Source organism: Phenylobacterium montanum, from assembly GCF_018135625.1.
In the GTDB taxonomy this organism is placed as follows: domain Bacteria; phylum Pseudomonadota; class Alphaproteobacteria; order Caulobacterales; family Caulobacteraceae; genus Poindextera; species Poindextera montana.
Genome location: NZ_CP073078.1, coordinates 4,712,546 through 4,733,692 on the forward strand (window position 1 = coordinate 4,712,546; position 21,147 = coordinate 4,733,692).

At 68.1% G+C, this 21,147-nt stretch carries 27 protein-coding genes; 18 read left to right on the plus strand and 9 right to left on the minus strand.

All coding sequences use genetic code 11. From position 1 onward, the window contains the following. The first annotated feature begins 54 nt into the window (after window positions 1-54). Complete coding sequence (locus tag KCG34_RS21490) at window positions 55-630, plus strand: VOC family protein (RefSeq protein ID WP_211937645.1); 576 nt, start codon at window positions 55-57, stop codon at window positions 628-630. A 104-nt stretch (window positions 631-734) separates the two neighbouring features. On the opposite strand, the gene KCG34_RS21495 is transcribed toward KCG34_RS21490, so the two are convergent. After that, window positions 735-1,862 (minus strand): alpha/beta hydrolase, encoded by a 1,128-nt coding sequence (locus tag KCG34_RS21495; RefSeq protein ID WP_211937646.1) that lies wholly within the window; start codon window positions 1,860-1,862, stop codon window positions 735-737. Between the two features lie 282 nt (window positions 1,863-2,144). Between KCG34_RS21495 and KCG34_RS21500 the strand changes: the two genes are divergently transcribed. Then, on the plus strand, window positions 2,145-2,579 hold the full coding sequence (locus KCG34_RS21500; protein ID WP_211937647.1) for a TIGR02301 family protein: 435 nt from the start codon (window positions 2,145-2,147) through the stop codon (window positions 2,577-2,579). Between the two features lie 14 nt (window positions 2,580-2,593). On the opposite strand, the gene KCG34_RS21505 is transcribed toward KCG34_RS21500, so the two are convergent. After that, a complete protein-coding gene (locus KCG34_RS21505) occupies window positions 2,594-3,520 on the minus strand; it encodes a hypothetical protein (protein WP_211937648.1) in 927 nt (308 codons plus the stop codon). Between the two features lie 71 nt (window positions 3,521-3,591). Here KCG34_RS21505 and KCG34_RS21510 point away from each other — a divergent pair, with 71 nt between their 5' ends. Together KCG34_RS21510 and KCG34_RS21515 are read left to right on the plus strand one after the other, a co-directional pair. Continuing rightward, complete coding sequence (locus KCG34_RS21510; RefSeq protein ID WP_376788227.1) at window positions 3,592-4,536, plus strand: SPFH domain-containing protein; 945 nt, start codon at window positions 3,592-3,594, stop codon at window positions 4,534-4,536. Window positions 4,537-4,592: 56 nt separating this feature from the next. After that, window positions 4,593-5,054 (plus strand): NfeD family protein, encoded by a 462-nt coding sequence (locus tag KCG34_RS21515; RefSeq protein ID WP_211937650.1) that lies wholly within the window; start codon window positions 4,593-4,595, stop codon window positions 5,052-5,054. A gap of 180 nt (window positions 5,055-5,234) precedes the next feature. Here KCG34_RS21515 and KCG34_RS21520 read toward each other — a convergent pair whose 3' ends face one another. Beyond that, window positions 5,235-5,654, minus strand: a complete 420-nt coding sequence (locus KCG34_RS21520; RefSeq protein ID WP_249138109.1) for a hypothetical protein — start codon at window positions 5,652-5,654, stop codon at window positions 5,235-5,237. A gap of 155 nt (window positions 5,655-5,809) precedes the next feature. After that, on the minus strand, window positions 5,810-7,615 hold the full coding sequence (locus KCG34_RS21525) for a DEAD/DEAH box helicase (RefSeq protein ID WP_211937651.1): 1,806 nt from the start codon (window positions 7,613-7,615) through the stop codon (window positions 5,810-5,812). Between the two features lie 233 nt (window positions 7,616-7,848). Here KCG34_RS21525 and KCG34_RS21530 point away from each other — a divergent pair, with 233 nt between their 5' ends. After that, window positions 7,849-9,246, plus strand: a complete 1,398-nt coding sequence (locus tag KCG34_RS21530) for an MFS transporter (RefSeq protein ID WP_211937652.1) — start codon at window positions 7,849-7,851, stop codon at window positions 9,244-9,246. 120 nt (window positions 9,247-9,366) lie between these two features. Here the strand turns inward: KCG34_RS21530 and KCG34_RS21535 are convergent, their stop codons facing one another. Beyond that, the gene (locus KCG34_RS21535) at window positions 9,367-9,939 is read right to left on the minus strand and encodes a flavodoxin family protein (RefSeq protein WP_211937653.1); all 573 of its coding nucleotides are present in this window, start codon (window positions 9,937-9,939) and stop codon (window positions 9,367-9,369) included. A gap of 140 nt (window positions 9,940-10,079) precedes the next feature. Here KCG34_RS21535 and KCG34_RS21540 point away from each other — a divergent pair, with 140 nt between their 5' ends. The 6 genes from KCG34_RS21540 to KCG34_RS21565 all read left to right on the plus strand — a co-directional run bounded on the left by KCG34_RS21540 (window position 10,080) and on the right by KCG34_RS21565 (window position 12,441). Next, window positions 10,080-10,448 (plus strand): winged helix-turn-helix transcriptional regulator, encoded by a 369-nt coding sequence (locus tag KCG34_RS21540; RefSeq protein ID WP_211937654.1) that lies wholly within the window; start codon window positions 10,080-10,082, stop codon window positions 10,446-10,448. An 87-nt stretch (window positions 10,449-10,535) separates the two neighbouring features. After that, window positions 10,536-10,922, plus strand: coding sequence for a hypothetical protein (locus KCG34_RS21545; protein ID WP_211937655.1), 387 nt, complete (start codon window positions 10,536-10,538; stop codon window positions 10,920-10,922). A gap of 78 nt (window positions 10,923-11,000) precedes the next feature. Next, window positions 11,001-11,264, plus strand: a complete 264-nt coding sequence (locus KCG34_RS21550; protein ID WP_211937656.1) for a type II toxin-antitoxin system Phd/YefM family antitoxin — start codon at window positions 11,001-11,003, stop codon at window positions 11,262-11,264. Then, entirely contained in the window at window positions 11,261-11,698 is a 438-nt protein-coding gene (locus KCG34_RS21555; RefSeq protein WP_211937657.1) for a growth inhibitor PemK, read from the plus strand. The genes KCG34_RS21550 and KCG34_RS21555 overlap by 4 nt, the downstream gene beginning before the upstream one ends. A gap of 130 nt (window positions 11,699-11,828) precedes the next feature. Beyond that, the gene (locus KCG34_RS21560; RefSeq protein ID WP_211937658.1) at window positions 11,829-12,083 is read left to right on the plus strand and encodes a DUF3297 family protein; all 255 of its coding nucleotides are present in this window, start codon (window positions 11,829-11,831) and stop codon (window positions 12,081-12,083) included. 106 nt (window positions 12,084-12,189) lie between these two features. Further along, window positions 12,190-12,441 (plus strand): hypothetical protein, encoded by a 252-nt coding sequence (locus tag KCG34_RS21565; RefSeq protein WP_211937659.1) that lies wholly within the window; start codon window positions 12,190-12,192, stop codon window positions 12,439-12,441. Between the two features lie 83 nt (window positions 12,442-12,524). On the opposite strand, the gene KCG34_RS21570 is transcribed toward KCG34_RS21565, so the two are convergent. Then, window positions 12,525-12,758, minus strand: a complete 234-nt coding sequence (locus KCG34_RS21570) for a hypothetical protein (protein ID WP_211937660.1) — start codon at window positions 12,756-12,758, stop codon at window positions 12,525-12,527. Window positions 12,759-13,068: 310 nt separating this feature from the next. Here KCG34_RS21570 and KCG34_RS21575 point away from each other — a divergent pair, with 310 nt between their 5' ends. Continuing rightward, complete coding sequence (locus KCG34_RS21575; protein ID WP_211937661.1) at window positions 13,069-14,097, plus strand: MerR family transcriptional regulator; 1,029 nt, start codon at window positions 13,069-13,071, stop codon at window positions 14,095-14,097. Between the two features lie 34 nt (window positions 14,098-14,131). Here the strand turns inward: KCG34_RS21575 and KCG34_RS21580 are convergent, their stop codons facing one another. Next, window positions 14,132-14,524: a hypothetical protein gene (locus KCG34_RS21580; RefSeq protein ID WP_211937662.1), complete on the minus strand. Its 393-nt coding sequence runs from the start codon at window positions 14,522-14,524 to the stop codon at window positions 14,132-14,134. Between the two features lie 146 nt (window positions 14,525-14,670). On the opposite strand from KCG34_RS21580, the gene KCG34_RS21585 reads away from it, so the two are divergent. Further along, window positions 14,671-14,862, plus strand: coding sequence for a hypothetical protein (locus KCG34_RS21585; protein WP_211937663.1), 192 nt, complete (start codon window positions 14,671-14,673; stop codon window positions 14,860-14,862). Between the two features lie 12 nt (window positions 14,863-14,874). On the opposite strand, the gene KCG34_RS21590 is transcribed toward KCG34_RS21585, so the two are convergent. Further along, a complete protein-coding gene (locus tag KCG34_RS21590) occupies window positions 14,875-15,021 on the minus strand; it encodes a hypothetical protein (RefSeq protein WP_211937664.1) in 147 nt (48 codons plus the stop codon). A 204-nt stretch (window positions 15,022-15,225) separates the two neighbouring features. On the opposite strand from KCG34_RS21590, the gene KCG34_RS21595 reads away from it, so the two are divergent. From KCG34_RS21595 to KCG34_RS21615, 5 genes are all read left to right on the plus strand, one after another. Beyond that, entirely contained in the window at window positions 15,226-16,269 is a 1,044-nt protein-coding gene (locus tag KCG34_RS21595) for an SDR family oxidoreductase (RefSeq protein ID WP_211937665.1), read from the plus strand. Window positions 16,270-16,490: 221 nt separating this feature from the next. Further along, entirely contained in the window at window positions 16,491-17,387 is an 897-nt protein-coding gene (locus KCG34_RS21600) for an alpha/beta fold hydrolase (RefSeq protein ID WP_211937666.1), read from the plus strand. Window positions 17,388-17,469: 82 nt separating this feature from the next. Then, on the plus strand, window positions 17,470-18,267 hold the full coding sequence (locus KCG34_RS21605; protein ID WP_211937667.1) for an SDR family NAD(P)-dependent oxidoreductase: 798 nt from the start codon (window positions 17,470-17,472) through the stop codon (window positions 18,265-18,267). A gap of 104 nt (window positions 18,268-18,371) precedes the next feature. Beyond that, window positions 18,372-19,484, plus strand: coding sequence for a DJ-1/PfpI family protein (locus KCG34_RS21610; RefSeq protein WP_211937668.1), 1,113 nt, complete (start codon window positions 18,372-18,374; stop codon window positions 19,482-19,484). A gap of 64 nt (window positions 19,485-19,548) precedes the next feature. After that, on the plus strand, window positions 19,549-20,763 hold the full coding sequence (locus KCG34_RS21615) for an LLM class flavin-dependent oxidoreductase (RefSeq protein WP_211937669.1): 1,215 nt from the start codon (window positions 19,549-19,551) through the stop codon (window positions 20,761-20,763). Here the strand turns inward: KCG34_RS21615 and KCG34_RS21620 are convergent. Beyond that, entirely contained in the window at window positions 20,738-21,124 is a 387-nt protein-coding gene (locus tag KCG34_RS21620; protein ID WP_249138362.1) for a very short patch repair endonuclease, read from the minus strand. The genes KCG34_RS21615 and KCG34_RS21620 overlap by 26 nt on opposite strands. Window positions 21,125-21,147 lie beyond the last annotated feature (23 nt).

The window sequence follows — 21,147 nt, forward strand, 5'->3', positions numbered from 1 at the left end:
GCGCCCGGGGTCAACTGAACGCCGCTAACCAGAAGAAACGCGAGGAAACGCTACATGGCCAAGCGGGAAAACACCGAGTTCGAGTTCCGGGGCCTCAATCACCTGGCGCTGGTCTGCAAGGACATGGAGCGCACGGTGCGCTTCTACCGCGATGTCCTGGGCATGCCGCTGATCAAGACCATCGACCTGCCGGGCGGCTCGGGCCAGCATTTCTTCTTCGACATCGGCAACGGCGACAGCCTGGCCTTCTTCTGGTTCCCCAATGCGCCCGAGGCCGTGCCGGGGATCTCTAACCCGGGCAGCCTGCCCGGCGGGGGCCAGTTCGTCACCGCCCACGCCTCGATGAACCACGTGGCCTTCAACGTGCCGGCGGAGAAGTTCGACGACTATGTTGACAAGCTGAAGGCCAAGGGCATCGAGGTCTCGCCGGTGCTCAACCACGACGATTCCGAGTGGCAGGTCAGCCGCGAGGTGCACCCCGGCGTGTTCGTCCGCTCGGTCTATTTCTTCGACCCGGACGGGGTCTGCCTGGAATTCGCCTGCTGGACCAAGGACTTCGACGAAAGCGACGTGAGGCACGCGCCGGTGAACGCCGCGGGGGTCAAGGCCGTGGCGCGGGCGGCGGAGTAGCTTTCAAATCCGCTCATCCCCGCGAAGGCGGGGATCCAGGGGCGGCCTCGCCAAGCCGGTGGATGAATCTGGGTCCCCGCCTTCGCGGGGACGAGCCGTATATTTTACCCCCGCTCCCGGATCCACCCGCTCACCAGGTCCGCCATCGCCTCCCGGTGCGCCTCGCTGTCCTCGAAATAGTGGGCGCCGGGGATCATCTCCAGGCGCTTGTCCTTCGACGCCACCGCCTCGAAGATCGCCTTGGCGTCGCACGGGAACACGCCCATGTCGGCGGTGGACTGCACCACCAGGGCCGGCAGGTCGAACTTGGCCAGCTGGGCGCCGCCCTGGCATTTCGAGGTCTCCAGGCTCCACATCGACAGCCAGGTCTTCAGGCTGTTGGCCCGGCCGATGCCGGGGAACTTGTTGGCCTCGCGCGGATGGCCGCGATAGCAGCCGGGGCAGGGGCGGTCGGAGGGGTCGATTGCCGGGTCCATGAACCGCAGGTCGGCCCAGACGCGGTAGAGTGGGAACAGGGCGTCGGGGACCCCGGCCGCGTTCAGCCGGGCCAGCTCGGCCTTGGCCCAGTCGGTAATCCTCTGGTTCCTGGCCCGCTGGGCGGCGCGATAGCGGGTGATGAACGCAAGCGAATAGGGCGGGCCGTGGGCCGGGTCGAAGGGATCGAGCGCCGGGTCGGTCTTCGTGGGGTCGAACTCGTCCACCGCCGAGGCGTCCATCCAGTCGGTCAGTACCTCGGGTCGGCCCTTGTGCGCGTTCAGCGAGACATAGAGGTCGGCCCGGGGCAGGGCGGCCAGGGCCTCGGCGCCGGCGCCTTTCAGGTTTCCGCTGAGGGTCGGGGCGATGGCCTCGGCCTGGTAGGCGCCCATCAGCGAGCCCCCGCCGGAATTGCCCAGGATGACGACGCGCTCCGCCCCCGCCTCCTCGCGCAGCCAGCGGACGCCGACGGCGATGTCGATCAGGGCGTGCTCCAGGATGAACTGGTCCTCGGCCCCGCGGTAGCGGGTGTTCCAGCCCAGGAAGCCGAAGCCGCGCCGGGCGAAATAGGGCGCCGCGTAGTGCTCGGTGAAATCGACATTGTAGTGGGTGGCGATCAGGGCCGAGCTCGGCCGCCGGCCCTTGGGCGTCCAGTAGATCCCCTGACAGGGATGCCCGCCCGCCTGAATCCGAGGCGCGGTCGGCGAGACCCTGCCGATGAACTGGGCGTCGACCTCGGCGGCGAAGGTCTGGTCCATGGCGCGTCTCCCTGACGCCGCCGGCGTCGTGGCGCGCCGGTCGGTCGGGACTGAGGGTGCTGAGGTTGACCTTGGGGCGTCAAGCGGGGGCTGGCGGTCCAGGCTGCATTGACTGGTGCTGCTGGTGCGCCGCGCGGCTAGACTGGCCTCGCCATGAAGCGTGTTTCCGCCTTTGCCCCCGATTCTCCCCACGACCGCCCCGCCGCCGATGCGTGGTTCGAGACGCTCGCTTGCGCGAGCCCTCACCATGACTGGCTTGGGTGGGCTGCAAAAAACCTCGTCATGGTGAGGAGCGGCCCGCCTGGGACGCGTCTCGAACCACGCACTGGCCGTGGGCCGTTCAATTTTCAAAACGGCGCTCTGGCCGCCGCCATCCTCGCCCTGACCCTCAGCCTCGCCGCCCCCGCCCTCGCCGCCGAGCGCAGCGCCGAGGACCGCCAGGCCCTGGCCGACCTCGCCTATGTGCTGGGCCAGAGCCACGCCCTGCGCCAGGCCTGCGAGGGCCAGGCCGACCAGTTCTGGCGCACCCGCATGTACCGCCTGCTCCAGGCCGAACAGCCCGACCCGGTCCTGGAACATCGCCTGAAGGACAGCTTCAACACCGGCTACGCCGCCGCCCAATCCGCCTACCCCGCCTGCAGCCCCCAGAGCCGGAGGGCCGAGGCCCGCGCGGCGGAGCGCGGCCGGGCGCTAGTGGCGGGGCTGGCGGGGGAGTGAGGGGCGCGGAGCCCTCAGATTTTGGCATGGCTCGAAATAATATTTACCAATATAGGTATTTCCACAAGGGTGATGGGTAAAACTAGGAGCAGTTTTCGGATGTTTCTGCGTCGGTCGGCGTCGTGAACGCCACCGCCAAAAATAAACTCAGCTTTAGGAAACATCCAGTTCCATGGTCCCTTTTCTGGTATCGCCGCTGATACTGCGATCATTGAAAAAATTGGGATGCATAGCAGTAGAAAATACTGAATATTTTCGTCTTTAGGGCTCGAAAATATGCGATTTATGCCTAGGCCGGCGGCAAAGCTTGTTGCGCACAATGCCGAGAACAGGAAGAGGCCATTGCGGGCTATCCACCACGGCCGCGTCACGGCCTTCAGTCGTTGGGTCACATCGCCCTTGAAGCGATAGATTAGCTCAAAGGGGCCTTGCATTCTAAGCCGACACGACGGACTAAACTGACTATTTTCAATTTTAATTGAAACAGAATAGTCGGTTGACGCGTTTTCAATTTCTGCTGACAATATCGATTCGTCCCCGGCATTTGGGATCTTTAGTATTTCTTCTGTAGATATCGACTTTATTTTTATTCCTTGAGAAATCTCTACATCCCAATGATATTTTTGTATCAGCGCAAGCTTTCTTGCAATCTCTTTATATTTATAATCGTTCGTTTCGTCATACTTTGCTTCAGCTGTTTTATGGTCAAAAATCTCAGCGTATGAGAGACCGGCGCTAGAGACGCATTTTTCCGAACAGGACAAGATGTAGTCGCGCACGATTTGCTCTATCGTCGTAAACAGTTCTGGACTGGCTGCGATCGGCCTTTTCCATTCGAGGGTTGCAATCCCGTACATTCCCGGTTCCTGAAGATGGAGTCCAATGTTCGTTGGGTGTAGTGCCTCGTCACGATTCCAATTGAGGAGATAGCGCTGATCCACGGCCTGAGCTACCCTCTCCAAAACATACCCAAAGGTTGAGCGGAGGCATCGTCTTGGTCCTAGGTCCGTTCGTGCTGCTGGTCCTGATCGCGCTGGCGGTGTTCGTCGTGTTCGGGGCGATCAAGATCGTGCCGCAGGGGCGGGAATATACGGTGGAGCGGTTCGGCCGCTACAGCCGTACGCTCAAGCCCGGCCTGACCATCCTGACGCCGTTCTTCGAGACCATCGGCCGGCGCATGAACATGATGGAACAGGTCATGGAGGTGCCGCAGCAGGAGGTGTTCACCAAGGACAATGTCACCGTCCAGATCGACGGCATCGTCTTCATCCAGGTGATCGACGCCTCCAACGCCGCCTACCGGGTCGACAACCTGCCCTACGCCATCGGCCAGCTGGCCATGACCAACCTGAGGACCGTGGTCGGCTCGATGGACCTGGACGACGTCCTCTCACAGCGCGACTCGATCAACACCAAGCTTCTGGCCGCCATCGACGCGGCGACCGAGCCGTGGGGGGTCAAGGTCACCCGGATCGAGATCAAGGACCTGAAGCCGCCGCCGGACATCTCCAACTCCATGGCCCGGCAGATGAAGGCCGAGCGCGAGCGGCGGGCGGTGGTCACCGAGGCCGAGGGCGAGAAGCAGGCCGCTATCACCCGGGCCGAAGGCGCCAAGCAGTCCGCCATCCTGCAGGCCGAGGGCCGCCGCGAGGCCGCCACCCGCGACGCCGAGGCCCGCGAACGCCTGGCCCAGGCCGAGGCCAAGGCCACCGAGATGGTTTCCCAGGCCATCGCCCGCGGCGACGTCAACGCCATCAACTACTTCATCGCCCAGAAATATGTGGAGGCCTTCGGCAAGCTGGCCGAGAGCCCGCAGCAGAAGACGGTGATCATCCCCGCCGACATGGCCGCCCTGATCGGCACCATCGCCGGCGTCGGGACCCTGGCCAAGACCGCGGCCGAGGAGGCCGGCCGTGCGCCGCCGCCGCGGCCGGCCGCGCCACCGCGGGGGACCTGAAAAGCGGTGTGCTAAAATAGAGCTGCAAGGAAGCAGAGGATGAGGCTCTAGACCCGATGCAGACCGCAGAGATGTTCGTGCTCAGCCATCCGTTCTGGGACTGGATCGCAGCCGGGGCGCTGCTGCTGGTCCTGGAGCTGTCCACCGGCTCCGGCTACCTCCTGTGGCCGGCGGCTTCGGCCGGGGCGGTGGCGGTGCTGACCCTGGTCACGCCCATCGGCGGGATCGGCCAGGTGATCGCCTTCACCCTCCTGACCGTCGCCACCACCTATCTCGGCCGCCGGTTCCTGAAGCCGGCGGCGGCCATGCCGGGGCCGGACGTCAACGACAAGGTCCAGCGCCTGATCGGCCGCACCGGCGAAGTGGCCCACGCCTTCAGCCACGGCCGCGGCCGGGTGTTCGTCGACGGTTCGGAATGGGCCGCCGACGCCGAGGACGACCAGGCCCTCGGCAAGGGCGCGCGGGTCCAGGTGACCGAGGTCCTGGGCGGCGGGCGGCTGAAGGTGAAGGGGGCTTAGAACGGCTTGGGATTTGTTGGAATCTCCACCCCCAAAACCGCTCATCCCGGCGAATGCCGGGACCCAGATCATAAAGCTCCGAACGGACTGATATTATCTCGTGACCGCAGGCCAAAAGACCGCGCCATAGGATCTGGGTCCCGGCATTCGCCGGGATGAGCGGATTTATGAAACTCGATCCTAAGCCCGACGCCGCAGATACCGTCGGCGCAGCTGGCCGGCGCGGCGCCAGGTCGGGGGGACGATCAGGCGCTCCAGGCGCAGGGCCTGTTGCCAAAGCACCGGGAACACCTCGGGCTCGCGGCGGATCAGCCGGCGGACCGGGAACACCATGCGCGGGTGGCGGTGCTGCAGCTCGATGAACTGGCGGCGGGCCTTGGGCGAGTTGCGCAGCACCAGGATCAGCCCGATCACCAAGAGCGGCAGGCCGAGGTGCCCGGGCAGAAGGGCCAGGACGAAGCCGGCGGCGATCAACAGGCTGCCCACGCCCACGACCAACAGCCGCAGCGCCTCGCGGCTCGCACGGCGCACGAAGCCGTAGGCGCCGGCAATGGGCGCGCCAGTCAGGGGCTCGGGACGCAGGGACACGGTCGAAAACATGGGGCTTTGGGGGCTTCGACCGTCGACGAATCAGCGGCCGTGGGGAGGTGGAGGTGATATGCGCACTGAGGTGAGGCTATCAAAGGTGCGGTTGACGCCGATCTAACGAAAATTTTCATATCGGCGTTATGTCGTGGCAAAATGGTCGCACCCGCTCAGGGCTTGCCGCCCTTGTTCTTGCCCTTGCCCTTGTAGTCGCCGCGTTCCGGGCGCGCCGGGGGGCGTTCGCGCCGGTCCTCGCTCTTGGGCGGCGGCCCGCGCCGATCCGGCTTGTGCGGCGGGCGTCCGCCGCGGGGCGGGGCGCCCTTGCCGGTGGGGGCGCCGGCGGGCTCGATGCGCATCTTCTCGTCGCTCTGGCTCTTCAGCGCGGCGGTGAAGCGGGCTTCCGCGTCCGGCGCGATCTCGAACTTGGTCTCGCGGTCGAAAATACGGATTTGGCCGATGTCCTTCTTGGTCACGTGGCCCAGGCGGCAGATCAGCGGGATCAGCCACTTGGGGTCGGCGTTGGCGCTGCGGCCAACCGGCAGGCGATACCAGGCGCCGTTCTCGACCCGGGCATAGTCCACAGGCGCGCGCTCGCGCCCGGCGGGGTCGTAGGGCTTGCCGCGCTCGCGCCGCTGGAAGTCGTCCGCCGGGGCGTCGAACAGCTCTTCCGGGGCCGGGGTGCTGGCGCGGTGCAGGCGGATCAGGGCGGCGGCGATCTGCTCGGCCCCGCGGGCCTCGAGCAGGGCGCGGGCCAGGCCCAGGTCCTCCTCGGCCGCGGGCTCGGCCAGCATGGGATCGTCGATCAGGCGCTGCTGGTCGCGCTGGCGGATCTCCTCGGCGGTGGGCGGGTTGGCCCAGGCCGCCTCGATATTGGCCGAGGCCAAAAGCTGCTCGGCGCGGCGGCGGCGCGGATAGGGGACCATCAGGACCGAGACGCCCTTGCGCCCGGCTCTGCCAGTCCGCCCACTACGATGGAGGAGCCCGGCGCGGTTGACCGGCAGGTCGGCGTGAACCACCAGGGCCAGGTCCGGCAGGTCGAGGCCGCGGGCGGCGACATCGGTGGCCACGCAGACCTTGGCGTGACCGTCGCGCAGGGCCTGCAGGGCGTCGGTGCGCTCCTTCTGCGACAGCTCGCCCGACAGGGCCACGGCGGCGAACCCGCGCTCGCGCAGCGACATGTAGAGGTGGCGCACCGCCTCGCGGGTCGAGCAGAACACCATCGCCCCGCCGCCCTCGAAATAGCGCAGCACGTTGACGACGGCCTTCTCCACTTCGTTCGGCGCCACGCGGATGGCGCGATAGTCGATGTCGCGGTGCGGCTCGTCGCGGTTGATGGTGTCGATGCGCACCGCGTCGCGCTGGTAGCGGCGCGCCAGGGCGGCGATATCCTTGGCGATGGTGGCCGAGAACAGCAGGGTGCGGCGCTCGGCTGGCGCGGCGTCCAGCAGCACCTCGAGATCCTCGCGGAAGCCGAGGTCCAGCATCTCGTCGGCCTCGTCGAGCACCACGACCTTCAGGCCGGAGAGGTCGAGATTGCCGCGCTCCAGGTGGTCGCACAGGCGCCCGGGCGTGCCGACCACGATATGGCAGCCGAAAGCCAGCGCCCGCTGCTCTTTCCGAGGGTCCATGCCGCCGACGCAGGTGGCGATCACCGCTCCGGCCTTGGCGTAGAGCCAGGTCAGCTCGCGGCTCACCTGCAGGGCGAGCTCGCGGGTGGGGGCGATGATCAGGGCCAGCGGCGCGCCGCCCTGGTCCAGGGGCCGGGTCGGGGGCAGGCGCGGGGCCTCGCCGATCAGGCTGGAGGCGAAGGCGAGGCCGAAGGCCACGGTCTTGCCCGAACCGGTCTGGGCGGAAACCAGCAGGTCGCGGTCCCGCGCGCCGTCTTCAAGCACGGCGGCCTGGACCGGGGTGGGTTCGGCATAGCCCTGCTCCGACAGGGCGAGGTCGAGCGCGGCATGGCTCGGGGGAAACGGCATCAAAGGTCCTTTGTCGATCTTGTCCGCATCGCGCAGCCCGGTCAGGGCGCGCGCATAAGCGCGGCGGAGGCGCTGTCGGCCTCGTCTTGCGGCACGCCATACACCGAAAGCGGAGGAAAGGCGCGGGTTTCGTCGCCGCAGGGGCGAATTCTCCGACGCAAACCTGTCTCCTTTGTCACTTGCCGCCGACCCGGGGGACAGGTTGACTGGGGCGTCATTTTTTCCGAGGCGTCATGACCGAAACCCGGCATCTGAGCTGGACGAAGCTGGCGGCGTTTTCCGCCCCGTCCGTGCCCATGGCCACGCTCGGCATGCCGCTGGTGGTGTTCCTGCCCGAATACTACAGCAACGACCTCGGCCTTTCCCTGGCCCTGGTCGGCTCGGTGTTCGGCCTGGTCAGGCTCTTGGACATCGGCGTCGACCCCCTGGTCGGGGCCTTGATGGACCATACCCGCACGCCCTGGGGCCGCTTCCGGCCCTGGCTCGCGGCCGCCGCGCCGGTGATCGCGCTGGGCGTCTACATGCTGTTCATGGCGCAGAAGGGCGTGGGGCCGGTCTATCTTTGGGCCTGGCTTCTGGTCGTCTATCTGGGCCTTTCCATGGGCGGGCTGTCGCACATGGCCTGGGGCGCGGTGCTGAACACCAGCTACGACGGCCGCTCGCGCACCTATGCCTGGATCCAGGCCCTCACCGTCGGCGGCCTGATCCTGGTCCTGTTGTTGCCGGCCCTCCTGAGCCAGCTGCTGCACGTGGGCAGCGGCGGCGGCATGCGGGCGATAGGCTGGCTCACCGTCGCCCTGATCCCGCTCTGTTTCGGCCTGCCGCTGGGTCTGATCGGCGAGCCGCAAGCTCCGCCCAGGGCCGAGCGCGCGGGCCTGGGAGACTATCTGGCCATTTTCCGCAACGGGACGGCCTTGAGGCTGCTGGCGGTCGACCAGCTGCTGGGCCTGGCCAGCAGTCTCACCGGCGCGATCGTGTTTTTCTATCTGGAGCAGATCAAGGGCTTCACCAAAGGCGAGTCCGAGGTGCTGCTGCTGGTCTATTTCCTCAGCGCGCTGGGTGGCGGGCCGGTATGGCTGTGGCTGGCGCGGCGGATGGGCAAGCACAAGGCCCTGGCCCTGGCCGCCGCCCTCTACGTGGTCACCCAGAGCTCGGCGCTGTTGCCGCCCCCCGGCGACATGCCGATCATGATCCTCGCCATCGCGCTGGCCGGCCTGCCCTATTCCTCGGCGGCGCTCTTGATCCGCTCCATGCTGGCCGACGTCGCCGACCAGGAGCGGCTGCGCACCGGGGCCGACCGCACGGGCCTTTTGTTCGCCCTGTCCCTGGCCAACGGCAAGATCAGCGCGGCGGTGTCGGTGATCGGCTCCTACTGGTTCCTGGCCGCGATCGGCTTCAACCCGGCCTCGACCCACAACAGCGCCCAGTCGCTGCTGGGGCTGGAGGGCGTGTTCGCCTTCGCCCCGGGCATCCTCGGCCTCACCGCCGCGGTGGTGATCCTGGGCTATGGCCTGACCGCCGAGCGCCATGCCGGGATCCGCGAGGCGCTGGCCGAGCGTGATGCGCTCGAGCCGCCGGCCGCGCCGGTCGCGGCGCCGCAGCCGGCGGCCCTGATGGTCGCCGAGCGATAGTCCCCCATCCCGAGGCGCCCGCCGGGCGGGCCGCGGCGGTCGCCAACGCCGCCGCAAATGGCGCGCTCGCACGGCTTGTCGCCACGGACGGAGCGCCCCGGGATGAAGCTCGTGGGCCGCCTAGCGCGTGCGCACCGCATAGCCGGCGACGCGGGCGCCCAGCAGGCGGGCGGTTTCCAGGTCGCCCTTGCGCGGGGCTTCCTCCGGCGAGGCGTCGGACGGCGAGACGGCCAGGGCCGCGCCGAAGCCGGCGGTCCAGTTGACGTCGTCCGGCCCATGTTCCTTCTTGTTCGACGGCATCACGCCCGTGCCCAGCCACACCTGGCTGTGCTGCAGGGCGAAGGTGATCAGGTAGGCGACGGTCGAGCCCTTGTCGCCATTGACCGAGGCCGAGTTGGTGAAGCCGGCGGCGACCTTGTCCTTCCAGCCCTGCGTGAACCAGACCTTGGAGCTGTCGTCGGCGAACTTTTTGAACTGCCAGGCCGGGCCGCCCATATAGGTCGGCGTGCCGTAGATGATCGCGTCCTGCGCGGCCAGCACGTCCCACGCCCCCTCGGGCAGGTTGCCGTCCTTGCCGATCTCGATCAGGGTCGCCTCGGCGCCGTCGACGCCGGCTGCACCCTCATGGACCGCCTGGGCTTGCTTGGCGGTGTGGCCGTAGCCGCTGAAATAAACGATGCCGATCTTGGCCATGATACCCTCGAAATCCTTGTCTGGCGCCGCGCGGGGCGCGGTCTGTCCGCGCCGCCGGTCGGCCTTGCGACGGGTAGATGGGAGAGTGGTTACAAAAGGGAAGTAGGCACTATATAGTAACTAAAGGAGATTTTTTCGAAATGTCGCGCGGCGAGGCCAAGCTTCACACCCAGTGCCCCATGGACGGGCTGCTCCGCCAGTTGATGGGGCCCTGGACGACCTACATCCTGTGGCTGCTGCGCAGCCAGGGCGCCCTGCGCTTCGGCGCGCTCAAGGCCCAGATGCCGGGCATCTCCTCCAAGGTGCTGACCGAGCGCCTGCGCCAGCTGGAGGCGGCGCGGCTTGTACACCGCGACTACAGGCCGACCATCCCGCCGGCGGTGACCTATTCCCTGACCGAGCGCGGCTCGGAGCTGAACGGGGTGCTCGACGGGCTGAGCGGCCTCGCCATGAAGTGGGCGGCCGAGGACGGGTTGGAGGGCGACGCAGGGTCGGACGAGGCGGCCTAGGTCTGCGCAACCCTAAATTAAGCGGGCGGCGATAGGCTGAAATCGGCGTCGTCCCGTTCACAGGGCGCGGCGCCGGGAGAGACGGCCATGTCTGTCACGCGGACATCCAGCACCAGGCGCTCGGGCGAGCATTTCGAGCCCCAGCTCGACGACGATCCCCAGGTCCAGCGCCGTCTGCGCGGCCAGCTGGAGCAGATCGACTACACCGCCTTCGCCTCCAATCGCGACATTCTCGGCCAGGCCCTGGGCCAGGTCGACATCCACAAGTTCCAGCGCATGGCGGTCGCCACCGCCTGCGCCCGGGCCGCCTGGGTCGGCGCCGCCATGGCCGCGGCCGAATCCGGCCATTCCCTGACCCCCGAGCAGACCGCGCGCCTGGCCCAGCTGCGCCTGGCGTTCGAAGAGCTGACCGAGGCCTACGAGGCCATGCGGCGCATGGTCGAGCGCGGCTATCTGAGCTACCGGCAGGCTTGAGCGTCGCATCCCTGCTGCGCCGCTCGCCTCCGCGCGAAACATGAGTTATACATATAACTCATTGAATGTGGAGCCGGCATGCGCGTTTCGACGGCAGACTTCATCAAGCACTACAGCAGGCTCGCCGACCAAGCCCTCGCCGAGCCGGTGACGATCACCAAGCATGGCCGCGACCGACTCGTCGTCGTCTCGGCGAGCGAATACGAGCGGCTGAAGCGGCGCGATCGGCAGGTTTTCCAGTCCGCCGAACTGCCCGACCGTGTTTTGGAGCTGATCGCCGAGGCCGAGGTCCCGGCCGAATACGCTCATCTGGACGATGAACTCGCCGACCCGGCGCTGTGACCTGGCCTGATCCGCGGCCGGGGCTCGTCATCCGCTATGCCTATCTCTGGCGACGAGAACACGACGCCGGCCAGGATGAGGGTGTTAAGGATCGCCCGTGCGCCATTGTCGTCGCGGTCGATGCGGAGAACGACGACAAGACGGTCTACGTCCTGCCGATCACGCATTCGCCGCCCTCAGATCAAGCGGACGCCATCGAACTGCCCCAGGCGACCAAGCTACGCCTCGGCCTCGATAGCGACCGATCCTGGATCGTGGTCAGCGAAGGCAACAGCTTCATCTGGCCGGGCCCGGATCTGCGTCCTCGACCTGGGCAGGGTCCAGAGAGCGTGGCCTTCGGCATGCTGCCGCCGGCCCTTTTCCGCATCATCAAGCAACGCTTCCTCATGCGCGTGCAAGCGCGCCGCACCGGCATCGTGCCGCGCACGGAGTAGCCGGCGTTTCTGCTCCATCGCCAGATTTCATCTTTTCCATCGCTGTCTGCGCCATTGGAATTCATGCGCTGGGCGACTATCACGGCCGCCGAGCGCTTCGGCGCGCCAGCCAATTCCTATGAGTTACCCGATGACCGACACCCCGCCCGACCGCCTCTCCGTCAACCCGGACAGCCCCTTCTACGACGCCGAGGTCCTGGAGCGCGGGGTCGGCGTGCGCTTCAAGGGCGTCGAGAAGACCAATGTCGAGGAATACTGCGTTAGCGAGGGCTGGGTGCGCCTGGCCGCCGGCGCGGCCAAGGATCGCCGCGGCCAGCCGATGACCATCAAGCTGCAGGGCGCCGTCGAGCCCTATTTCCGCGAGCCGGAAGGCTCCGAAACCTGAAGATTTTTCAACCTTTGTGGACCATTCGCTCTGTTCAAGCGTTTGGGTGGGCGCCATGTTCAGCGCAGCCGGCCAGATCGGGCCGGGCAAAGATGGGGAAGCTCATATGTCCTTGAAGGTTGTTTTGGCCGGCCTCAGCGCCACGGTCCTGATTGCCGCACCCCTGGCGGCCTTCGCCCAGGAGCCGCCCTCCGCGCCCATTCCCTATAGCGAGCTGGCCGCCAAGGACGCCGCCATGGACAAGGGCGACATGAAGGGCAAAGGCCATCATCACAAGGGCCACCACCACAAGGCGATGGCCAAGGCCGAGAAGAAGGCCGACGACAAGGCCGCCAAGCCGGCCGACGCCGGTCACTAAAGGTTTCGGCAGTTCCGATTGCAGAGCGGCCGCCTGGAGGACCAGGCGGCCGTTTTTCGTTGGGGGGATGGGTGAAGCCGAGGTCAGGCCAGCGCGGGTCGTCGTTTCGAAGCCAGCAAGCCGCCGACGAATCGCCAAGCCTGGATCAGGCCGAAGATGAGCATGACTAGCATTCTTGCGAACCGATGGATGTGTTCCCGCGCCTCATGCGGAAGCGACAGATAGACCCGCTGAACCTGAGTGAACTCGCTGGCGGTCTCCCGGGCGAAGAAGCCGAGGAAGATGATGCCCAGCAGTGAGATCATCGCCACATTCAAGACTTGTGCCGCCCTCGGTTCCGTAAGTCGCATTGTTGCCAATCGCCTCCCGCATTCGCAAAGGCGCCCCGCGCACCCGCCACCTTGATTCCGCAGGTGATCAAAGCCTGCCGCCCCAAGCTACTCAAGGCCGCAGCCAACTTCGCTGGTCGCCCGAAGGGCCAGCCTTGACTAGCTTGGGGCGGCAGGCGGGCACGCAACCGCGAAATCAAGGCTTGACCGGGCCGCTGCACCGCTTGAACGGCCCCCTTGACCCAGCCCCAGGGGCCGATCCCCATAAGGATCGCGTTCCGCAACACAGGGGTGAGTCGTGAGCGCTTCCGCCGAATACCTGAACCCATCCAAGGCCGCCCGGCGGCTCGGCGTTTCCCCCAAGGCTTTGCGACTCTATGAGAAGCGCGGCCTGATCGTTCCGCGGCGCACGGCGGCCGGATGGCGGGTCTATGGGCCCGACGAGATGGCGCGGGCCGGCGAGGTTGTGGCCCTGCGAGCTTTGGGGCTGAGCCTGGCTCAGGTGGCGCGCACACTGGCCGGCGACGCCGCTGAGCTGGAGCCGGCGCTGGCGGCGCACCAAGCGTCGCTCGAGCACAGGATACGCGAACTCGCCCGTACCGCCGAAAGGGTCCGCGGCTTGAGGAGCGAGCTGCTGCAAGGCCAGGCGCCCGCCGCCGACGCCCTGGTAGAACTCACGCGGCGGGAGGGCGAGACCACGGTCGCGTTCGACCTGCCCTGGCCGTGGGGCGGGGAACGGTTCGAACTGCGTGGCGTCCGCCCGATCACCTTCATCACTGGGCCGCTCGGTTGCGGGAAAACCCGGCTGGCGCAGCGCATCGCCGAAATATCACCGGGTGCGGCCTTCCTCGGCCTCGATCGCGCTGCAGGCGGTGTCGAGGCGGTGCGCGCTCTGATGGCGAGCGATGCGGCCCTCAAGGCGCGGGTCGAGGCCCATCTGACCTGGCTGGCGGAGGATGGCGCCACCGTTTCTGATGCTCTGGTCGCCCTGTTGTGCGGTCTGGAAGATGAGGTCCCGGCGGTCTTTGTCGTCGATATGGTGGAGCAGGGACTGGACGAGGCGACGCAGCAGGCCTTGATCGCCGGATTGCGCCGCCGCGGCCCTGGCGCGCGCCCGCTGTTCCTGATGACCCGTTCGAGCGCGATCCTGGACCTAGACGCCGTCGGTCCCGACGAGGCCATTCTCTATTGCCCGGCCAATCATGCCCCGCCGTTTCTGGTCGCGCCCTATCCCGGCGCCCCAGGGTATGAGGCCGTGGCCGACTGCCTGGCCGCGCCTGACGTGCGGGCGCGGACTGAAGGCATGCAGGCGGTGATGGCGGGCTGAGGCGCGTATCGCCAGCACTCTAAGGCGCGACCCCTCACGCCTCGAACGCCGCCACCGCCAGCCAGGCGCTCAGGGCTGCGGCGAAGGCCATGACGACGCGGAAGTTCTGCGGGTAGTGCAGGGCCTTGTAGGTCTTGCGCAGCACCGCCGGCGGGACCGCGACTATGGCCGCGCCCTTGATCAGGGTCAGCCAGCCCAGCAGGGTGACGGCGATCGGAAGCGGGCCGCCGGACCAGACGTTGTGGCCGACGACGCAGGCTGCGCCGGCGATCAGGGTGACGATCCCGGTCAGGAGCATCAGGCCCCGGTTCGAGATCATCTCGTCGATCGCCTGCAGCGCCGACTTGGCCCGCAGGGCCAGTAGGACGCACATCAGCAGGCAGGCGAGGCCGAAGAAGCGGGCGAGGTACAGGGTCAGGGGCGACATGGCCGGATCCTTTCCGTATCCGACCGCGAGGGTGGCCCCCTGAGGAGCAAGGTGCAACCGCGGGCTTCTACGGCACAAGGCTTGAACGGCATGGGATGCGCCGAACCAAAACGGGAATCCTCGGCGCCTGAAGCCGGAGGTGCTCCATGACGCTGGTCGCTGTCGTCGCCCGCAGGCGTTATCAAGGTTTCGAGTACCTGGCCCGCGATGGCCAGGGGAACAACTGGTCCACGGTCGAGCGTGACGCCCGGCTCTATCCCTCGGTGCACGAGGCGACCCGCGCGGCCCTGCGCCTGCCCGGCAAGGTCCGCGCCTTCGCCCTGCCGATCTGTCACTGAAAGCGGAAGCTGCTACCGCTCCAGCGCCGCCAACAGGGTGACGGCGATCGTCGCCACCGCTGTCCAGCAGGTGAGCGACCAGACCAGGCGGAAGGCCCGGACGGCCAGGGGATCGCGCCGTTCGGGCGCCTGAGGGTACGAGACGGACAAGCGGGTCATCGCCATACTCCGCGTGAAGATGGCCGCGATTGTGACCCGGCTTGGTGAACCGCTGACTGACCATGATAGTTATCGCTGCACGTGGCTGGGCGCGCCGAGCGCCGGGGCCGCGCCGTTTCGCCTTGGAAATTGATCCATCCTTGGTTACCGCAGGGCGAGTGCTGATTTAGTGAGGGCGTAAAGCCCTGGCCCCGGAGTAGTGCGATGATGCGGCGTCACCCCAGCCACCTGCGGCTCAAGCCCTTGGCCAAGCAGGTGATCGTCATCACCGGCGCTACTTCCGGCATCGGCCTCTCGACCGCCCGGGCGGCGGCGGCGCGGGGCGCGGCCCTGGTCCTGGCGGCGCGCAACGAGGATGCGCTGAAGGCGGTGGCCGAGGACCTGTCGTCCAAGGGCGCCGAGGTGGCCTTCGTCGCCGCCGATGTCGGGCGTGAAGCCGACGTGCGCGCCATCGCGGCGGTGGCGGTCAGCCGCTTCGGCGGCTTCGACACCTGGGTCAACAACGCCGGGGTGACCATCGTCGGCCCCGCCGAGCAGACCTCGCTGGACGACCAGCGGCGGCTGTTCGACACCAACTATTGGGGTGTGGTCTATGGCTCGCTGGCGGCGATCGACCAGTTCCAGAACCAGGCCGGCGGCGGCGCCCTGATCAATGTCGGGGCCGGCGACGTGGCCCTGCCGCTGCAGGCCGCCTTCTTCGCCTCCAAGCATGCGGTCAAGGGCTTCACCGACGCCCTGCGCACCGAGCTGATGGCCGCCCATGCCCCGGTCTCGGTGACCCTGATCAAGCCCTCGGGCGCCGACACGCCGGGCAAGGACAACGCTCGCAACCTGACCGGCGCGCCGATCGCCCATCCGGCAGGGATCTATGCGACGCCCCTGGTGGCCCAGGCGATCCTCTACGCCGCCGAGCACAGGACGCGGGAGCTGACCGTGGGCTCCGGCGGACGGCTCCTGGCCCTGGCCAGCCAGGTCGCGCCGGCCCTAACCGACCCGTTGCTGGCCATCGGCGCGCGGCTGAACGCGCGCATCGCCAAGGCGCCGGACCCGGCGCGGATCGACAACCTGCACCACGCCGGCCGCGACCTGCGCGAGCGATCCTTCCAGCCCGGGGTGCGCGAGACCAGCCTCTACGCCACCGCCCAGATGAAGCCCAAGACTACGCTCGGCCTGATGGCCGCCGCGGCCCTGGCGGCAGGGTTCGCCTTCAAGCTTGGCGCGCGCAAGGCGGCGCCCATTGATGAGTAGAGCGCGAGGCGCGCAGCTCTCAACTCCGCTCATCCCGGCGAATGCCGGGAACCAGATCATAAAGCTCCGGCCTGAGCATGTTCCCGCATGACCCGCTGGATCGGCGCCAGCGCCTTAGGATCTGGGCCCCGGCATTCGCCGGGGTGAGCGGTTGAAATGTCGGGGCGATCCGCATTCAATCGCGTCATAGGGTTCAAAGCAGAAATGGGGAGGGGCAGACCATGGCGCAGACGCGTGCGAACGGGATCATCATCGAATACGACACGCACGGGTCCGAGACCGACCCGCCGCTGCTGCTGATCTGCGGCCTCGGCATGCAGATGATCCGCTGGACCCCAGCGTTCCTGCAGGCCCTGGTCGACCGCGGCTTCTTCGTGATCAGCTTCGACAATCGCGACGTGGGCCTCTCGACCGCGTTCAACGAAGCTGGCGTGCCGGCGATCGCCGACGTGGTGGCCTCGCTGCGGCGGGGCGAAAAGCCGAACGTGCCCTACAGGCTGGAGGACATGGCCGCCGACGCCGCCGGGGTGCTGGACGCGCTGGATATCAGCGCCGCCCACATCGTCGGGGTTTCCATGGGCGGCATGATCGCACAGTTGGTCGCCGCGGACTATCCGGGCCGCACCCTGTCCCTGACCTCGATCATGTCCACGACCGGCAATCACGCCCTGCCGCCGGCCAGGCAGGAGGCGATGGACACGCTGAACAACCGCCCACCCTCGCCGTTCGAGGACGAGGAGGCGTTTCTGGCCCATTCCGTGCGCTCCTCGCGGGTGATCGGCAGCCCCGCCTATCCGACCCCGGAAGCGGACCTGCGCGCCAGCGCCCTGGCGGCGGTCCGGCGCAGCTACAATCCCACCGGTTTCGGCCGGCAGATGGCGGCGGTCACCGCCACCGGCGACCGGCGGGCGAAGCTTGCGACCATCACCGCGCCGACCCTGGTTCTCCACGGGACCGACGATCCCCTGGTCCCGATCGAAGGCGGCCGCGACACCGCCGCCAACATCAGGGGCGCCGAACTGGTCGAGATCCCCGGCATGGGCCACGACCTGCCCGCCGCCCTTTACGACCGGATCGCCGACGCCATAGCCGGGGTGGCGTCGCGGGCGTCGCGATGACCTCTCGCCAAGATTAAAACAAGCGTTTAAATCCTCCCTGACGGGCGCAGACCCGCGCCGGCCGCGAACAGGGAGAGGTTTCATGGGACGATTGCAGGATCGGGTGGCGCTGGTGACCGGCGCCGGCAGCGGCATCGGCCGGGCGACCTCGAGGATCTACGCCGCGGAAGGGGCCAAGGTGGTCTGCTTCGACCGGGTCGAGGCGGTGCACGAGACGGTGGAGGCGATCCGCGCCGCCGGCGGGACGGCGGTCGGCCTGACCGGCGATGCCGGGCTGGAGGGCGACGTGCAGGGCGCGGTGGCCAGGGCGGTGGCGGACTATGGTGGGCTGGACATCTGCTACGCCAACGCCGGGGTCAGCGGCGGCTACACCCCCCTGTTCGAGCTGACCGCCGAGCACTGGACCGACCTCCTCCGCATCAACCTGATCGGCCCGTTCCTGGCCATCAAGCACGCGGCCCAGGCCATGATCCCCAAGGGCAAGGGCTCGATCATCTGCACCGCCTCGGTGGCCGGATTGCGCTCGGGCGCCGGCGGCATCCCCTACAGCGCCAGCAAGGCGGGGGTGATCAACCTGGTGCAGACCACCGCCCAGCAGCTGACCGGCACCGGCGTGCGCGTCAACGCCATCTGCCCCGGCCTGATCGAGACCGGCATGACCAAGCCGATCTTCGACCGCGCCCGCGAGCGCGGCACCGAAGACCGGATCGGCCAGCTCAATCCCCTGCAGCGCTACGGCGTGCCGGAGGAGATCGCCGGCGCGGCCCTGTTCCTGGCCTCGGACGACGCGTCCTACGTCAACGGCCAGGCGATCGTGGTCGACGGCGGCCTGTCCTCCTCGCATCCGGTGGCCGGGCGGCTGCGCGGCGCAGGGGGCTGAGACCGCCTCCAGCGCATTGGCGGATTTCGAGGTTTATCTGACATTTCCGCCAAACCGCACCTCGCCTAGCTTCGGCCCCGGTCAAGCAGCAGGAGGCGAGGGCCATGGATCGGCGCGGATTTATCATGGCGGGCGTGGGCGGAGCTGTGGCGATCGCCGTGGCGGGGCCGGCGGCCGGCACGGCGGCGATCAGCCCGGACGAGCACGCCCGCACCATCGCCCTGATGCGCCCGCCCAAGCGCGCCCGGCCCCTGGTGGCGATCGTCGCCGACAATGTCGGGGCCGAGACCACCGACCTTATGATCCCGTTCAACGTCCTGTCGCGCTCGGGCCTGGCGGATGTGGCCGTGCTGGCGCCCGAGGCGGCGCCGATCCAGCTGATGCCGGCCCTGCGCATCCAGCCGACCGCAACGCTCGCCGCCTTCGACGCCGCCCATCCGGACGGCCCTGACTATGTGATCGTGCCGGCCCAGCATCGCCGCGACACGCCCGCCCTGCTGCCCTGGCTGCGCAAGCAGGCTGCAGGCGGCGCCACGGTGATCGGGGTCTGCGCGGGCGGGGCGACCGTGGCCGCGGCGGGCCTGATCGACCATCGCCGCTTCACCAGCCACTGGGCCGAGATCGAGGGCTTGCGCAAGGCCCACCCCAGCGCGACCTGGCAGCGGGACCGCCGCTATGTCGCCGACCGGGGCGTGGTCACCACCACCGGCGTCACCGCCTCCCTGCCCATGTCGCTGGCCCTGGTCGAGGCGATCGCCGGGCCGGAGCGGGCGCAGAGCCTGGCGGCCAGCCTGGGCGCGCCGGGAACGGACGAGCGGCACGACAGCGCCGCCTTCCGCCTGACCAAGGGCGATGTCGGCCTGGCCCTCGGCAATATCGGCGCCTTCTGGGGCCACGAGACGGTAGGCCTGCCCGTTGCGCCGGGCCAGGACGAGCTGGCCCTGGCCTTCACCGCCGACGCCTGGTCGCGCACCTATCGCAGCCGCTGTGTCACGGTCGGCAAGAGCGGGACGGTGCGCCTGGCCTACGGGCTGGAGCTGATCGTCGACCGCACCGGCGACGGCGGGCGCCTGGACCTGATGCTGCCGCCCCTGTCGGACGAGCGCCCGGCGGCCAGCCTGGATACGGCCCTGGCCGCCATCGCCCGCCGCTATGGCCGCCCCACCGCCGGCTTCGTCGCCCTGCAGGTGGAATATCCCTGGAGTGGGCGCGCCTGAGATTGCGCCGCTGCCGCGCGCCCTCTAGGGTATCAACGATAACCTATAAGAGGGAGCGTCCTATATGCTGGGGCCCAAGTTGCGTTTCGGCTCGTTCATCGCGCCGTTCCATCCGTTGTCGGAGAACCCGACCCTGGCCCTTCAGCGGGACCTGGACCTGGTCACCTTCATGGACCAGCTGGGCTATGACGAGGCCTGGATCGGCGAGCACCATTCGGCGGGCTACGAGCTGATCGCCAGCCCGGAGCTGTTCATCGCCACCGCGGCCGAGCGCACCAGGACCATCCGCCTCGGCACCGGCGTCTCGTCTCTGCCCTATCACCACCCCCTGATGCTGGCCGACCGCATCAACCAGCTGGATCACATCACCCGTGGGCGGGTGATGCTGGGCTGCGGCCCGGGCAGCCTGCCCTCCGACGCCTTCATGATGGGCATCCCCGTGGCCGCCCAGCGCGACCGCATGGACGAGGCCCTGGCCGATATCGTCAAGCTGCTGCGCGGCGAGACGGTGACCAACAAGACCGACTGGTACGAGCTCAGCGAAGCGCGGCTACAGATGACGCCCTGGTCTCGGCCCTCCGTCGAGATCGCCGTGGCCAGCCAGGTCTCGCCCACGGGCGCCACCGCGGCCGGGCGGCATGGCCTTTCCATGCTCTCGATCGGCGCCACCTCGGCCGGCGGATTCAACGCCCTGTCCTCCAACTGGGCGATCGCCGAGGAGAAGGCCAAGGAGCATGGCAATGTGATGGACCGCTCCGGCTGGCGCCTGGTCGGTCCCATGCACATCGCCGAGACCCGCGAGCAGGCCCGCGCCGACTGCGCTCATGGCCTGGAACAGTGGGTCTACTACTTCCGCGAGGTCGCGGCCCTGCCGCTGGTGGCCGACGGCGAGGGCGACATGATCGACCAGCTGATCGCCTCTGGCATGGCGGTGATCGGCACGCCCGACGACGCCGCGGCCCAGATCGAGCGGCTGAAGGCCCAGTCCGGCGGCTTCGGCTGCTTCATGTTCATGGACCACAACTGGGCCGACTGGGACCGCAAGAAGCGCTCTTACGAGCTGATGGCGCGGTTCGTGTTCCCCAGGTTCCAGAACCTCAACGACAACCGCGAGGTCTCGTTGAACTGGGCCCGCGACAACCGCGAGACCTTCATCGGCCATGCGCGGATGGCGGTCGGCATGCGCGTCGCCCAGCACATCCAGGAAAAGGGCACCGAGAACATCCGGCCCGAAATCCTGGAGGCCATGGGGATCAAGAAGCAGGACGCGGCGGAGTAAGCAGGCTTCGCAGCCGCGCTTCCAGAGCGGCTGCAGCCTTCAGTTCGCACTCCCATACCACCTCGACCCGCCAGCCAGCGGCTTCGAGCTTCTTGCGCGTCTGCACATCCCGCGCCCTGTTGCGCGCGACCTTGGCGAGCCAGTAGTCGCGGTTGGCTTTCGGCACCCGCGCGCCGCGGGCGCAGTCGTGGCCGTGCCAGAAGCAGCCGTGCACGAAAACGACCAGCCGCCGGCCCGGCAGTACGATGTCCGGCGAGCCCGGCAGATCCTTGCGATGCAGGCGATAGCGGGCGCCCAGCCGCCAGAGCAGCCTGCGCACGATCAGCTCCGGCCGGGTGTCGCGTCCCTTGACCTTGGCCATCACCGCCGACCGCTTGGCCGGCG

Coding starts and splice junctions, on each gene's coding strand:
- KCG34_RS21560 (WP_211937658.1), top strand. CDS start 11,829: ATGACCGACACCCCGCCCGACCGCCTCTCCGTCAACCCGGACAGCCCC.
- KCG34_RS21515 (WP_211937650.1), top strand. CDS start 4,593: ATGCAGACCGCAGAGATGTTCGTGCTCAGCCATCCGTTCTGGGACTGG.
- KCG34_RS21490 (WP_211937645.1), top strand. CDS start 55: ATGGCCAAGCGGGAAAACACCGAGTTCGAGTTCCGGGGCCTCAATCAC.
- KCG34_RS21500 (WP_211937647.1), top strand. CDS start 2,145: ATGGTGAGGAGCGGCCCGCCTGGGACGCGTCTCGAACCACGCACTGGC.
- KCG34_RS21585 (WP_211937663.1), top strand. CDS start 14,671: ATGACGCTGGTCGCTGTCGTCGCCCGCAGGCGTTATCAAGGTTTCGAG.
- KCG34_RS21595 (WP_211937665.1), top strand. CDS start 15,226: ATGATGCGGCGTCACCCCAGCCACCTGCGGCTCAAGCCCTTGGCCAAG.
- KCG34_RS21495 (WP_211937646.1), bottom strand. CDS start 1,862: ATGGACCAGACCTTCGCCGCCGAGGTCGACGCCCAGTTCATCGGCAGG.
- KCG34_RS21530 (WP_211937652.1), top strand. CDS start 7,849: ATGACCGAAACCCGGCATCTGAGCTGGACGAAGCTGGCGGCGTTTTCC.
- KCG34_RS21615 (WP_211937669.1), top strand. CDS start 19,549: ATGCTGGGGCCCAAGTTGCGTTTCGGCTCGTTCATCGCGCCGTTCCAT.
- KCG34_RS21540 (WP_211937654.1), top strand. CDS start 10,080: ATGTCGCGCGGCGAGGCCAAGCTTCACACCCAGTGCCCCATGGACGGG.
- KCG34_RS21605 (WP_211937667.1), top strand. CDS start 17,470: ATGGGACGATTGCAGGATCGGGTGGCGCTGGTGACCGGCGCCGGCAGC.
- KCG34_RS21620 (WP_249138362.1), bottom strand. CDS start 21,124: ATGGCCAAGGTCAAGGGACGCGACACCCGGCCGGAGCTGATCGTGCGC.
- KCG34_RS21565 (WP_211937659.1), top strand. CDS start 12,190: ATGTCCTTGAAGGTTGTTTTGGCCGGCCTCAGCGCCACGGTCCTGATT.
- KCG34_RS21525 (WP_211937651.1), bottom strand. CDS start 7,615: ATGCCGTTTCCCCCGAGCCATGCCGCGCTCGACCTCGCCCTGTCGGAG.
- KCG34_RS21520 (WP_249138109.1), bottom strand. CDS start 5,654: ATGTTTTCGACCGTGTCCCTGCGTCCCGAGCCCCTGACTGGCGCGCCC.
- KCG34_RS21610 (WP_211937668.1), top strand. CDS start 18,372: ATGGATCGGCGCGGATTTATCATGGCGGGCGTGGGCGGAGCTGTGGCG.
- KCG34_RS21550 (WP_211937656.1), top strand. CDS start 11,001: ATGCGCGTTTCGACGGCAGACTTCATCAAGCACTACAGCAGGCTCGCC.
- KCG34_RS21545 (WP_211937655.1), top strand. CDS start 10,536: ATGTCTGTCACGCGGACATCCAGCACCAGGCGCTCGGGCGAGCATTTC.
- KCG34_RS21590 (WP_211937664.1), bottom strand. CDS start 15,021: ATGACCCGCTTGTCCGTCTCGTACCCTCAGGCGCCCGAACGGCGCGAT.
- KCG34_RS21580 (WP_211937662.1), bottom strand. CDS start 14,524: ATGTCGCCCCTGACCCTGTACCTCGCCCGCTTCTTCGGCCTCGCCTGC.
- KCG34_RS21535 (WP_211937653.1), bottom strand. CDS start 9,939: ATGGCCAAGATCGGCATCGTTTATTTCAGCGGCTACGGCCACACCGCC.
- KCG34_RS21600 (WP_211937666.1), top strand. CDS start 16,491: ATGGCGCAGACGCGTGCGAACGGGATCATCATCGAATACGACACGCAC.